This is a genomic window from Pseudomonas sp. B21-053 (assembly GCF_026016365.1).
In the GTDB taxonomy this organism is placed as follows: domain Bacteria; phylum Pseudomonadota; class Gammaproteobacteria; order Pseudomonadales; family Pseudomonadaceae; genus Aquipseudomonas; species Aquipseudomonas nunensis.
Map to the genome: position 1 here is coordinate 1,855,059 of NZ_CP087205.1, position 13,545 is coordinate 1,868,603.

Genomic DNA, 13,545 nt, shown 5'->3' on the forward strand with positions numbered 1-13,545 from the left:
AAAACCGGTGGATCGCTCTCAGTTAATCAACAGTGCTCGCACAAACGTCGCCGACTTGAGTCGGGGCAATCTGGGTGTGCCGCTGTTGCTGCTGGTCATGCTGGCCATGATGATGTTGCCGGTGCCGCCGTTCCTGCTGGACGTGTTCTTCACGTTCAACATCGCCTTGTCGATCGTTGTGCTGCTGGTCTGCGTCTACGCCTTGCGGCCACTGGATTTCGCGGTTTTCCCGACCATCCTGCTGGTGGCGACACTGATGCGCCTGGCGCTGAACGTGGCCTCCACGCGGGTGGTGATGCTTCACGGTCAGGAAGGTCACGCCGCAGCGGGTAAGGTGATCCAGGCCTTCGGTGAGGTGGTGATCGGCGGTAACTACGTGGTCGGTATCGTGGTCTTCGCGATTTTGATGATCATCAACTTCGTCGTAGTGACCAAGGGTGCCGGGCGGATTTCCGAGGTGAGCGCGCGCTTCACCCTCGATGCGATGCCCGGCAAACAAATGGCCATCGACGCCGACCTCAACGCCGGCCTGATCGATCAGAACCAGGCCAAATTGCGCCGCATGGAAGTCGCCCAGGAAGCCGAGTTCTACGGTTCCATGGACGGTGCCAGCAAATTCGTGCGCGGTGACGCCATCGCCGGCCTGCTGATTCTGTTCATCAACCTGATCGGCGGGATGGCGGTCGGTATCTTCCAGCACGGCATGACCTTCGGCGATGCCGGTCGGGTGTACGCGCTGTTGACCATCGGTGACGGTTTGGTGGCGCAATTGCCATCACTGTTGTTATCTACAGCAGCGGCGATCATGGTGACCCGTGCTTCCGGCTCGGAAGACATGGGCAAGCAGATCGGTCGCCAGATGTTCGCCTCGCCCAAAGCGTTGGCGGTGGCGGCAGGTTTGATGGCGGTGATGGGCCTGGTGCCTGGCATGCCGCACTTCTCCTTTCTCAGCATGGCGGCCCTGGCGGCCGGCGGCGCGTACCTGTTCTGGAAGAAGCAGAGCGTGGTCAAGGTCCAGGCCCTGCAAGAGGTCAAGCGTCAACAAGAGCTGCTGCCATCCCCGGCCCGCGCCCAGGAAACCAAGGAACTTGGCTGGGATGACGTGACCCCGATCGACATGATCGGCCTGGAAGTCGGCTATCGCCTGATTCCGCTGGTGGACCGTAACCAGGGTGGTCAGTTGCTGGCGCGGATCAAGGGCGTGCGCAAGAAGCTGTCCCAGGACCTGGGCTTCCTGATGCCGACTGTGCACATTCGTGACAACCTCGACTTGGCGCCGAGCGCCTATCGCTTGACCCTGATGGGCGTGATCCTCGCTGAAGCCGAGATTTACCCGGATCGCGAGCTGGCCATCAACCCCGGCCAGGTCTACGGCACGCTGAACGGCATTACCGCCAAAGATCCGGCTTTTGGCCTGGAGGCGGTCTGGATCGAAATCAGCCAGCGTGCCCAGGCACAGTCCCTCGGCTACACCGTGGTGGATGCCAGTACGGTGGTGGCAACCCACTTGAACCAGATTCTGTACAAGCACTCCAGTGAGCTGATTGGCCACGAAGAAGTGCAGCAACTCATGCAATTGCTGGCCAAAAGCTCGCCGAAACTGGCTGAAGAGCTGGTGCCGGGCGTGGTCTCGCTGTCGCAACTGCTCAAGGTCTTGCAGGCGTTGCTCGCCGAACAAGTGCCGGTTCGCGACATTCGCAGCATTGCCGAGGCCATCGCCAACAACGCCAGCAAGAGTCAAGATACTGCCGCGCTGGTGGCCGCCGTGCGCGTCGGCGTAAGCCGCGCAATCGTCCAAAGCATTGTAGGGACTGAGTCGGAGCTGCCAGTTATCACCTTGGAGCCAAGGTTGGAACAAATATTGCTCAATAGTCTTCAGAAGGCAGGACAAGGCTCGGAAGAGGGCGTTCTGCTGGAGCCAAGCATGGCAGAGAAGCTGCAACGCTCGTTGATCGATGCGGCACAGCGTCAAGAGATGCAAGGTCAACCGGTGATTCTGCTGGTAGCCGGTCCGGTTCGTGCGATGTTGTCGCGTTTCGGCAGGCTGGCAGTCCCGGGTTTGCACGTGTTGGCGTATCAGGAAATCCCTGACAACAAGCAAGTGACCATCGTTGCGACAGTAGGGCCCAACGGCTGAGGTAGTGGTTTATGCAAGTTAAGCGTTTTTTCGCCGCCGATATGCGTCAGGCCATGAAACTGGTTCGTGATGAGCTGGGCGCTGACGCGGCCATTATTGGCAACCGCCGGATCGCCGGTGGTGTGGAGCTGACGGCTGCCCTGGATTACAAACTGTCGGCGCTGGCCCCGCGTGTTCCGAACATGGAACTCGAGGATGAGCTGCGCAAGACCCAGTCGCGCATCGTCACTGCCCAGGCCGAGCTGAGCCTGCGTGGCGAAGGCGAGACCAACGGTGACAAGACCACCAATCGCCAGCTGTTCGCCGGCCTGCCGTTGACCGCCGCCGAGCCGCTGATCGAACCAACGTATTCCGAACCTCGTCGTGCAGCGCCGGCCCCTGCGCCAGCCGCCGGCGGTGTCGACCCGCGGGCTTTCGACTCGATGCGTTTCGAGCTCAACAGCCTGCGCGAACTGATGGAAGTGCAACTCGGCTCCCTGGCCTGGAATCAGCTGCAAGGCAGCCGTCCGGCCCAGGCCAACCTGTGGCGTCGCCTGCAACGCATCGGCTTGTCCGGCCCGTTGTCCCGCGACCTGCTGGCACTGATTACCGATATTGAAGAACCTCGTCAGGCCTGGCGCATGTTGCTGGCGCACCTGGCGCGGATGATCGCCACACCGGAAGTAGAGCCACTGGAAGAGGGCGGCGTGATTGCGATGGTCGGCCCAGCCGGCATGGGCAAAACCACCACGCTGGCCAAGCTTGCGGCCCGTTATGTGCTCAAGTACGGCGCGCAGAGCATCGCGCTGGTGAGCATGGACAGCTACCGCATCGGCGCCCAGGAACAACTCAAGACGCTGGGCCGCATTCTTAATGTGTCGGTGACCCACGTCGATCCGGGCCAGTCCCTGGTGCAGGCGCTGGATCCGTTGCTGCGCAAACGCGTAATTCTGATCGATACCGCAGGCCTGCAAGCCAGCGATCCGGCACTGCGCATGCAACTCGAAAGCCTGGCCGGTCGCGGGATCAAATCGAAAAATTATCTGGTCTTGGCAACCACCAGCCAGAAACAGGTTCTAACCGCTGCTTATCACAGCTACAAGCGGTGTGGGCTGGCCGGCTGCATCCTGACTAAACTGGATGAGACGGCGAGTCTGGGCGAGGTGTTGAGCCTGGCCATCAGTCATGAATTGCCGGTGGCTTACCTCACCGATGGCCCACGGATTCCAGATGATTTGCATCTGCCGCGGCGTCACCAGTTGGTCAGTCGCGCGGTCAGCGTGCAAATGCAGGAAGAACCCAGCGAAGAAGCCATGGCTGACATGTTCGCTGATATTTACCACAGCCCGACCAAGCAGGTTGGCTGAGGTACTAATGAACAATTTTTGTACCTACATCGATGGTCTGCCATGCATTGTTCAGTTGATGAACGCGCAGCCAGTAATGTGGCCTCCGTCTATGCAAGACAAGGTAAAGAAATAACATGGGCAGCATGCATCCCGTACAGGTGATCGCGGTGACCGGCGGCAAAGGTGGCGTCGGGAAGACTAACGTGTCAGTGAACTTGTCCCTGGCTCTAGCAGAGCTTGGCCGGCGCGTCATGCTGCTGGACGCCGATCTGGGTCTGGCGAACGTCGACGTTCTGCTGGGACTGACGCCCAAACGTACCCTGGCCGACGTGATCGAAGGCCGCTGCGAGCTGCGCGACGTTCTGTTGCAAGGCCCGGGCGGTATTCGCATCGTGCCGGCCGCGTCCGGCACTCAGAGCATGGTGCATCTGAGCCCGGCCCAACACGCCGGCCTGATCCAGGCTTTCAGCGATATCGGCGACAACCTCGACGTATTGGTGATCGACACTGCTGCGGGTATTGGTGACTCGGTAGTCAGTTTTGTTCGCGCAGCCCAGGAAGTGTTGCTGGTGGTGTGTGACGAGCCGACGTCGATTACCGATGCCTACGCCCTGATCAAATTGCTCAACCGCGACTACGGCATGAACCGCTTCCGCGTCCTGGCCAACATGGCCCAGAGCCCGCAAGAAGGTCGCAACCTGTTCGCCAAGTTGACCAAGGTCACGGACCGCTTCCTCGACGTCGCCTTACAATACGTCGGTGCTGTGCCTTATGACGAAAGCGTGCGCAAGGCCGTGCAGAAGCAACGTGCTGTCTACGAAGCCTTCCCGCGCTCCAAGTGCGCCCTGGCCTTCAAGGCGATTGCCCAGAAAGTCGACACCTGGCCGCTGCCGGCCAACCCGCGCGGGCACCTGGAATTTTTCGTCGAGCGTCTCGTGCAACAGACCGCAGGACCCGTCCTATGACAGCCAGTGGCTACAACCTCTACAAGAAATCGGCGCGTGATTCGCAATACGAGCTGATCGAGCGTTATGCGCCACTGGTTAAACGCATTGCTTACCACTTGCTGGCGCGTTTGCCGGCCAGTGTCCAGGTGGAAGACCTGATCCAGGCCGGGATGATTGGCCTGCTTGAAGTGTCGACCAAATATGACGCCAGCAAAGGCGCGAGTTTCGAAACGTACGCGGGCATTCGAATCCGTGGCGCGATGCTCGATGAAGTACGCAAGGGGGACTGGGCACCACGTTCGGTCCACCGCAATACCCGTATGGTCAGCGACGCAATTCGCTCGATTGAAGCTAAAACCGGCCGTGACGCTAAAGATCACGAGGTTGCGGCCGAACTCCAATTGAGTCTCGACGATTATTACGGGATTTTGAACGATACCTTGGGCAGCCGCCTGTTCAGTTTCGACGACCTGTTGCAGGACGGCGAACACGAAGGGCTGCACGAGGATGGCGCCAGTGCTCATATGGAGCCGTCGCGCGATCTGGAAGATGAACGTTTCCAGGCTGCATTGGCGGACGCGATTGCCAATTTGCCGGAGCGTGAGCGACTGGTGTTGGCGCTGTACTACGACGAAGAGCTGAACCTCAAGGAAATCGGTGAGGTCCTGGGTGTCAGCGAATCGCGTGTCAGCCAGTTACACAGCCAGTGCGCGGCCCGCTTGCGGGGGCGTTTGGGGGAGTGGCGAGCGCGCTGAAGGCAGTGTGGGGACACTGCGAACGAGGCTGGTGTGGTGTTGAACTGCAGCGGTCTCGATCTGTTGTGCTCCAGACAGTCATTTGAGTGCTTTGCCGGATTGATTGAAATGGCGCGTCCAGGTGCTGGGCGCGTTTAAGACTGCTTGGAGGTCGAATTGGACAAGAACATGAAAATCCTCATCGTTGATGACTTCTCAACGATGCGGCGGATCATTAAAAACCTGTTGCGTGACCTTGGGTTCACCAACACGGTCGAGGCTGACGATGGCACCACTGCCATTCCGGTTCTCAACAGCGGCAGCATCGACTTTCTGGTAACAGACTGGAACATGCCTGGCATGACCGGCATCGACCTGCTGCGCCACGTGCGCGCCGATGAAAAACTCAAGCACTTGCCAGTGCTGATGGTGACCGCTGAAGCCAAGCGCGAGCAGATCATCGAAGCGGCCCAGGCCGGTGTTAACGGCTATGTGGTCAAACCCTTCACGGCCCAGGCGTTGAAAGAAAAAATCGAAAAGATTTTCGAACGCATCGGTTGAGCAACTGCGCCACGGGGGAGCTATGGAGCATAACGAATCTTCACAGGGCGATTTTGAATCGACCCTGAAAAAACATGCGGTCGAACTGGTCGAAAGCCTTGAAAAGGGCAGGTTCGGCGACGCTGTGCAACTGATCCATGAGCTCAACCAGACCCGTGACCGCGGCCTGTATCAGGAAGTGGGCAAGCTCACTCGTGAGCTGCATAGCGCGATCGTCAATTTCCAGATTGACCCGAACATGCCGCAAGCCGAGGAAGTCTCGCAGATCACGGATGCCACCGAGCGTCTGGGTTATGTGGTCAAGCTGACCGAGGCCGCTGCCAACCGCACCATGGACCTGGTGGAAAACGCCACGCCGCTGGTCAATGGCCTGAGCCAGGAAGCCCAGGCATTGAGCACTGACTGGGGACGCTTCATGCGTCGCGAAGTTGGGGCTGAAGAGTTCCGTGAACTGGCCCGGCGGGTCGACGGTTTCCTGACGCGCAGCAGCGAAGAAAATCGCGTGGTGTCGAGCAACCTGAACGACATTCTGCTGGCTCAGGATTACCAGGACCTCACCGGTCAAGTGATCAAGCGCGTGACCCAATTGGTCACCGAAGTTGAAAGCAACCTGCTCAAGCTCGTGCTCATGGCCAGCCAGGTAGACCGCTTTGCGGGTATCGAACATGACCGTGAAGCGATGCTTGCTGAAAAAGATCCGCAAAAACATCTCTCTCAGGGTGAAGGTCCGCAGATTCATGCCGATAAAAGAGAAGACGTTGTGTCCGGTCAGGACGATGTGGACGATTTGTTATCCAGCCTAGGATTTTAGAGTTTTAGCATTTTAGGTTTTTTAGGTTTTTAGACCTTGGGAGCACCCCCTTAATGAGCTTCGGCGCCGATGAAGAGATCCTTCAGGATTTCCTGGTTGAGGCCGGCGAGATTCTAGAGCAACTGTCCGAACAGCTGGTCGAGCTGGAAAGCCGACCAGATGATGCGGACTTGCTCAATGCAATTTTTCGCGGTTTTCACACTGTAAAAGGGGGCGCCGGCTTCCTCCAGCTCAATGAGCTGGTGGAGTGCTGTCACATCGCCGAGAACGTGTTCGACATCCTGCGCAAGGGTGAACGACGCGTCGACTCGGAACTGATGGACGTGGTTCTCGAAGCGCTGGATGCGGTGAACGGCATGTTCACCGAAGTCCGCGAACGCAGCCCGATCACGGCTGCTACTCCAGAATTGCTTGCGGCACTGGCCCGTCTGGCCGAGCCGCAAACCGCCGATGAAGCAGCTCCGGTTGCCGAAGCGGTGGAAGAACCGGCCGCGGAAAGCGAGTCGGGCGACATTACCGATAACGAATTCGAACAACTGCTGGACTCGCTGAACGCCGTCAAGGCCCAGGCCGAAGCCCCGGTAGCTGCGCCAGCGCCGAGCAGCAATGCCGCGGCCAGCGACGAAATCACCGACGCCGAGTTCGAGTCGTTGCTCGATCAGTTGCACGGCAAAGGCCAGTTCGCGGTCGATGCGGTGGCAGCGCCTGCTGCACCAGCAGCTCCAGCAGCCCCAAAAGCGGCCGGCGACAGCTCGGACATTACCGACGACGAATTCGAAGCACTGCTCGATCAATTGCACGGCAAGGGCAACTTTGCCGTGGATGCGCTGGAATCGGCGATTGCTTCGGCACCGGTCCCGGCTGCGCCTACCGCTAAAGCGGCCGGCGGTGATCTGATCTCCGATCACGAATTCGAATCGTTGCTCGACGAATTGCACGGCAAAGGCAAGTTCACCGAAGTCGGCACCGGCACTGTGGTGACAGCGCCTGCCGCCAAGGCACCTGCGGCTGCCGCGAAACCGGCGGCCAAAGCGCCCGAGCCTAAAGCTGAAGCGCCGAAACCGGCAGCCGCGGCTGCACCGGCACCGGCTCGCGCCGCGCCGTCTGCACCGCCAGCGGAAAAACCGGCCAGTGAAGCCGAGACCACCGTGCGGGTTGATACCGCGCGTCTCGACGAAATCATGAACATGGTCGGCGAACTGGTATTGGTGCGTAACCGCTTGGTCCGTCTGGGCCTCAACAGCGGCGACGAAGCCATGTCCAAGGCTGTGTCGAACCTCGACGTGGTCACGGCCGACCTGCAAACCGCGGTCATGAAGACCCGGATGCAACCGATCAAGAAAGTCTTCGGGCGCTTCCCGCGCCTGGTTCGCGACCTGGCTCGCCAGCTCAAGAAAGAGATCAACCTGGAGCTGGTCGGCGAAGAAACCGACCTCGACAAGAACCTCGTCGAGGCCCTGGCCGACCCGCTGGTCCACTTGGTGCGCAACTCGGTCGACCACGGTATCGAAGAGCCGAGCGAACGCGAAGCGATGGGCAAGCCTCGCAGCGGCAAGGTGATTCTGTCTGCCGAACAGGAAGGCGACCACATCCTGCTGTCCATCTCTGATGACGGCAAGGGCATGGATGCCGATGTTCTGCGCGGTATCGCGGTCAAGAAAGGTTTGATGGACAAGGATGCGGCGGACCGTCTCAGCGAGTCGGACTGCTTCAACCTGATTTTCGCACCGGGTTTCTCGACCAAAACCGAGATCTCCGATGTGTCGGGTCGTGGCGTGGGCATGGACGTGGTGAAAACCAAAATCGCCCAGCTCAACGGCACCATCAATATCTACTCGACCAAGGGCAAAGGCTCGAAGATCGTCATCAAGGTGCCATTGACCCTGGCGATCATGCCGACGCTGATGGTCATGCTCGGCAACCAGGCGTTTGCGTTCCCGCTGGTGAACGTCAACGAGATCTTCCACCTCGACCTGTCGCGCACCAACGTGGTGGACGGCCAGGAAGTGGTGATCGTGCGGGACAAGGCACTGCCCTTGTTCTACCTCAAACGCTGGCTGGTCAGCTCCGCCGCTCATGAAGAGCAGCGCGAGGGCCATGTGGTGATCCTTTCGGTGGGCACCCAGCGGATCGGCTTTGTCGTCGATCAACTGGTGGGCCAGGAAGAAGTGGTCATCAAGCCATTGGGCAAAATGCTCCAGGGAACCCCGGGCATGTCCGGCGCCACCATCACGGGTGACGGCCGCATCGCGCTGATTCTCGATGTCCCGAGCATGCTCAAGCGTTACGCCGCACGGCGTATTTGATTCTGCCGCAGCGGGGCGACAACGCCCCGCTGCGTCTAACGGAGTGTTTATGGTAGTCAAAGTCCTGGTGGTGGACGATTCGGGGTTTTTCCGCCGCCGCGTCTCGGAAATTCTTTCAGCGGATCCGAACATCCAGGTTGTCGGTACGGCAACCAACGGAAAAGAGGCGATTGATCAGGCGCTGGCCCTCAAGCCAGACGTGATCACCATGGACTACGAGATGCCGATGATGGATGGCATCACGGCGGTGCGGCACATCATGCAGCGCTGCCCGACTCCGGTCTTGATGTTCTCCTCGCTGACGCACGAAGGCGCCCGGGTCACCCTGGATGCGCTGGATGCCGGTGCGGTGGACTTCCTGCCGAAGAATTTCGAAGACATCTCCCGCAACCCGGAGAAGGTCAAGCAACTGCTGTGCGAAAAGATCCTGAGCATTTCGCGCAGTAACCGTCGCGCCAATACCTACAGTGCCCCGGCCCCAGCCCCGGTGGCCGCGCCTGCACCGACGCCTTCGAGCACCAGCAGCTACGGCAGCACGTATGGCAGCAGTGCGCCCGCGCGTCCGGCTCCGGCACCTTTGCCGACCCGTGCGCCAGCGTCTACCGGCCCGTCGTCGCCAGCACCGAAACGCAAAGCCTACAAGCTTGTGGCCATCGGTACGTCCACCGGCGGCCCGGTTGCGCTGCAACGGGTCTTGACCCAATTGCCGGCCAACTTCCCGGCGCCAATCGTGCTGATCCAGCACATGCCGGCAGCCTTCACCAAGGCCTTCGCCGAACGCCTCGACAAGCTGTGCCGCATCAACGTCAAGGAAGCCGAGGATGGCGACATCCTGCGTCCTGGCCTGGCGCTGCTGGCGCCGGGTGGCAAGCAAATGATGATCGATGGCCGTGGCGCGGTGAAAATCCTGCCGGGCGACGAGCGTCTGAACTACAAGCCGTGCGTGGACATCACGTTCGGTTCGGCGGCCAAATCCTACGGTGACAAAGTTCTGGCGGTCGTGTTGACCGGCATGGGCGCCGACGGTCGTGAAGGCGCGCGCCTGCTCAAGCAGGGCGGCAGTGCGATCTGGGCTCAGGATGAAGCCAGTTGCGTGATCTACGGCATGCCGATGGCCATCGTCAAAGCTGACCTCGCGGACGCGATTTACAGCCTGGACGACATTGGCAAGCACCTGGTCGAGGCTTGTATCTGATGGATGTACTGAGCCTTATCGGGATCATCATGGCGTTCGTCGCCATCATTGGCGGCAACTACCTTGAAGGCGGTCACCTCGGCGCATTGGCTAACGGCCCGGCGGCGTTGATCGTGATCGGTGGGACCGTCGGTGCGGCGCTGTTGCAATCGCCGATGAGCGCATTCAAGCGCGCCATGCAGATCCTTGCCTGGATTCTGTTTCCACCGCGTGTGGATCTGGCCGGTGGCGTCGATCGTGTAGTGAACTGGAGCCTTACCGCGCGCAAGGAAGGCCTGCTCGGTCTGGAAGGGGTAGCTGACGCCGAACCGGACAACTACTCGCGCAAAGGCTTGCAATTGCTGGTGGACGGCGCCGAGCCGGAAGCGATTCGCAGCATCCTGGAAGTGGATTTCTACACCCAGGAAAGCCGCGACATCGAAGCCGCCAAAGTCTTTGAAAGCATGGGCGGCTACGCGCCGACCATCGGCATCATCGGTGCGGTCATGGGCCTGATCCATGTCATGGGCAACCTGGCCGATCCATCGCAACTGGGCAGCGGCATTGCCGTGGCATTCGTCGCGACCATCTACGGCGTGGCCAGTGCCAACCTGGTGTTGCTGCCGGTCGCGGCCAAGCTCAAGTCCATCGCGTTGCGCCAGTCGCGTTATCGCGAAATGTTGTTGGAAGGGATTCTGTCGATCGCCGAAGGTGAAAACCCTCGCTCTATTGAGTTGAAGCTTCAGGGCTTCATGGATTGATGGGAGTAACGGAATATGGCTCGTCGCCGGCAACCTGAAGAACATGTAAACCATGAACGTTGGCTGGTTTCCTACGCCGACTTCATCACCTTGCTCTTCGCCTTTTTCGTGGTGATGTACTCGATCTCCTCGATCAACGAGGGCAAGTACAAAGTCATCTCGGAAGCGTTGATCGGCGTGTTCACTGACTCGGACCGCGCGCTCAAGCCGATCCCGATCGGTGAAGAACGGCCGGTGACCGTGACCCCGGCCAAGCCGCTGGTCAAGGACAGTGAGCAGGTTGACGCCGGTATCTCCGGTGCCAGCGATCCTTTGAAAAGCATTGCCGATGACATCAGCGCCGCGTTCGGCGACTTGATCAAATCCAATCAGATGACCGTGCGCGGCAACGAGTTGTGGGTCGAGATTGAACTCAACTCCAGCCTGTTGTTCACCAGCGGCGATGCGATGCCCAGCGACATGGCGTTCAACATCATCGACAAGGTCGCGGGGATCCTGAAACCGTTCGACAACCCGATCCACGTCGAAGGCTTTACCGACGATCAACCGATCCGCACTTCGCAGTATCCGACCAACTGGGAACTGTCCTCGGCCCGTTCGGCAAGCATCGTGCGCATGCTGGCGATGCAGGGTGTGAACCCCGGGCGCCTGGCGTCGGTGGGCTACGGTGAGTTCCAGCCTGTGGCCAATAACGCCACTGCTGAAGGCCGTGCGCGCAACCGTCGGGTGGTACTGGTTGTTTCGCGAAATCTCGATGTACGCCGCAGCCTGACGGGCACCGGAACCGCGAATGCGAAACCGGATGCCGCGTTGAAGCGTGCTGGCACACAAACTGCACCGACCCCGGTCAAGTCGCCGGGACGAGAGAGCGCCGTCAATTCTCCGTCACCCGCATTAACACATTGAGCTATTTCTCGGTCGAGCTGATCGACCGGGAGGAACAATCCGAATGAGAGTCTGGGCAGTTGCCAATCAAAAGGGTGGTGTTGGTAAAACCACTTCCTCTATCGCTTTAGCCGGGTTACTGGCCGAGGCGGGCAAGCGCGTGGTCATGGTGGACCTTGACCCGCATGGCTCGATGACCAGCTATTTCGGCTACGACCCCGACAGCCTGGAACACAGCAGCTACGACCTGTTCCTGCACAAGGGCAGCGTGCCCCAGGGCTTGCCCGGCCAGTTGTTGATGCCCACCAGTCACGAAAATATTTCCCTGCTGCCGTCGAGCACCGCGCTGGCGACCCTTGAGCGTCAGTCGCCGGGCCAGAGTGGCCTGGGCCTGGTGATCGCCAAGAGTCTGGCGCAATTGTGGCAAGACTTCGATTACGCGGTGATCGACAGCCCGCCGCTGCTTGGCTTGTTGATGGTCAACGCCCTGGCCGCGAGCCAGCAGTTGGTGATCCCGGTGCAGACCGAGCACTTGGCCGTCAAAGGCCTGGAACGCATGGTCAACACCTTGGCGATGATTAACCGCTCACGCAAACAGGCGTTGCCATTCACTATCGTCCCGACGTTGTTCGACCGCCGCACCCAGGCCTCCCTCGGGACTTTGCGTGTGTTGCGCGACAAGTACCCGGAAGAAATCTGGCAAGGCTACATCCCGGTGGATACCCGCCTGCGTGATGCGAGCCGCGCCGGTGTCACGCCTTCGCAATTCGACGGCAAGAGCCGTGGCGTTCTCGCCTATCGCGCACTGCTCAAGCATCTGCTGACCGCACAACTTGTCCCGGCGGTGGCCTGATGAACCCAATCCCCGTAGGAGCTGCCGCAGGCTGCGATCTTTTGATCTTGCTTTGGGACACCTTCGAATCCGCCAAAAGATCGCAGCCTTCGGCAGCTCCTACGGTGGTGCGCGCATGAACCGCCCGGTAAAAACCACTTCGCGTCCACAATTGGCGCTCCAGTCTTATCTGGACAACCTGTTGATGGAGGCGACTGAAGAGTTGCCGCTGGAAGTCGAAGCGGTGGCGCAAGTCATCGAGGTCGTTGAAACGGTCGAGGTCGAAGCCGCGCTGGACGAGTTTCAGTTGGCCGTGCTCGAAGAACAGGCGCGTGATGCACGCCCGGCGCCTGCCGTGGCTGCGCCAGTGGTTGCGCCGGTCGTTGAGAAAGCACCGCTCGCCGTGATCGAAGCCCCGGCACCGATCCTCGCGCCGGTCTCGACCATCGCACCATTGCTGCAAGCCCTGGTGCCGCCGGTGGTCGAAGTCCACTTGCCGCCGAGCAACACGCCGCCACCGGTGGAAACCGATGGCCGTCCGTCCTGGGCCGCCGAGCCGTTCGAATGCCTGCTGTTCGATGTCGCCGGGCTGACCCTGGCCGTGCCGCTGGTGTGCCTGGGTTCGATTTATTCCCTGGCCGGTCACGAGCTGACGCCGTTGTTCGGTCAGCCGGAATGGTTCCTCGGGATCCTGCCGAGCCAGGCCGGCAACCTGAAGGTGCTGGATACCGCGCGCTGGGTCATGCCGGACCGTTATCGCGATGACTTCCGCCAGGGCCTGCAATACGTTATTTCGGTGCAGGGCTACGAGTGGGGGCTGGCGGTGCATCAGGTCAGCCGCTCGTTGCGCCTGGACCCGAACGAGATCAAATGGAGAAGTCACCGAGGTCAGCGGCCATGGCTCGCCGGCACGGTGATTGAGCACATGTGTGCATTGCTGGACGTTTCCGCACTGGCCGAGTTGATCGCCAGCGGCGGGGCAAAGCACATGGGCAGCAGCAAGCCGCTACACAAACCGACATAGCTGCCGACATAACAAGTATGCGACGGCGTTGTTGAACGCCGCCAA

At 60.2% G+C, this 13,545-nt stretch carries 12 protein-coding genes; all 12 read left to right on the top strand.

All coding sequences use genetic code 11. The features are described 5' to 3' along the window. The first annotated feature begins 7 nt into the window (after nt 1-7). On the top strand, nt 8-2,137 hold the full coding sequence (gene flhA / locus LOY68_RS08465; RefSeq protein WP_163909074.1) for a flagellar biosynthesis protein FlhA: 2,130 nt from the start codon (nt 8-10) through the stop codon (nt 2,135-2,137). Between the two features lie 11 nt (nt 2,138-2,148). Further along, nucleotides 2,149-3,483: a flagellar biosynthesis protein FlhF gene (gene flhF, locus LOY68_RS08470; protein ID WP_054049359.1), complete on the top strand. Its 1,335-nt coding sequence runs from the start codon at nt 2,149-2,151 to the stop codon at nt 3,481-3,483. A 116-nt stretch (nt 3,484-3,599) separates the two neighbouring features. Next, entirely contained in the window at nt 3,600-4,430 is an 831-nt protein-coding gene (gene fleN / locus LOY68_RS08475) for a flagellar synthesis regulator FleN (RefSeq protein ID WP_003222917.1), read from the top strand. Beyond that, on the top strand, nt 4,427-5,167 hold the full coding sequence (gene fliA, locus LOY68_RS08480) for an RNA polymerase sigma factor FliA (RefSeq protein WP_054049361.1): 741 nt from the start codon (nt 4,427-4,429) through the stop codon (nt 5,165-5,167). Before fleN ends, fliA begins: the two co-directional genes overlap by 4 nt. A gap of 168 nt (nt 5,168-5,335) precedes the next feature. Continuing rightward, nucleotides 5,336-5,707 (top strand): chemotaxis response regulator CheY, encoded by a 372-nt coding sequence (locus LOY68_RS08485; protein WP_003183998.1) that lies wholly within the window; start codon nt 5,336-5,338, stop codon nt 5,705-5,707. 22 nt (nt 5,708-5,729) lie between these two features. Further along, a complete protein-coding gene (locus LOY68_RS08490) occupies nt 5,730-6,518 on the top strand; it encodes a protein phosphatase CheZ (RefSeq protein WP_054049363.1) in 789 nt (262 codons plus the stop codon). A gap of 53 nt (nt 6,519-6,571) precedes the next feature. Continuing rightward, on the top strand, nt 6,572-8,824 hold the full coding sequence (locus LOY68_RS08495; protein ID WP_265044123.1) for a chemotaxis protein CheA: 2,253 nt from the start codon (nt 6,572-6,574) through the stop codon (nt 8,822-8,824). Nucleotides 8,825-8,873: 49 nt separating this feature from the next. Next, nucleotides 8,874-10,019: a protein-glutamate methylesterase/protein-glutamine glutaminase gene (locus tag LOY68_RS08500; RefSeq protein WP_265044124.1), complete on the top strand. Its 1,146-nt coding sequence runs from the start codon at nt 8,874-8,876 to the stop codon at nt 10,017-10,019. After that, nucleotides 10,019-10,759: a flagellar motor protein gene (locus LOY68_RS08505; RefSeq protein ID WP_054049369.1), complete on the top strand. Its 741-nt coding sequence runs from the start codon at nt 10,019-10,021 to the stop codon at nt 10,757-10,759. Before LOY68_RS08500 ends, LOY68_RS08505 begins: the two co-directional genes overlap by 1 nt. A gap of 15 nt (nt 10,760-10,774) precedes the next feature. After that, nucleotides 10,775-11,665, top strand: coding sequence for a flagellar motor protein MotD (gene motD, locus LOY68_RS08510; protein ID WP_054049371.1), 891 nt, complete (start codon nt 10,775-10,777; stop codon nt 11,663-11,665). Nucleotides 11,666-11,708: 43 nt separating this feature from the next. Then, entirely contained in the window at nt 11,709-12,497 is a 789-nt protein-coding gene (locus LOY68_RS08515) for a ParA family protein (RefSeq protein ID WP_054049373.1), read from the top strand. A 115-nt stretch (nt 12,498-12,612) separates the two neighbouring features. After that, the gene (locus LOY68_RS08520) at nt 12,613-13,500 is read left to right on the top strand and encodes a CheW domain-containing protein (protein WP_054049376.1); all 888 of its coding nucleotides are present in this window, start codon (nt 12,613-12,615) and stop codon (nt 13,498-13,500) included. Nucleotides 13,501-13,545: the final 45 nt, after the last annotated feature.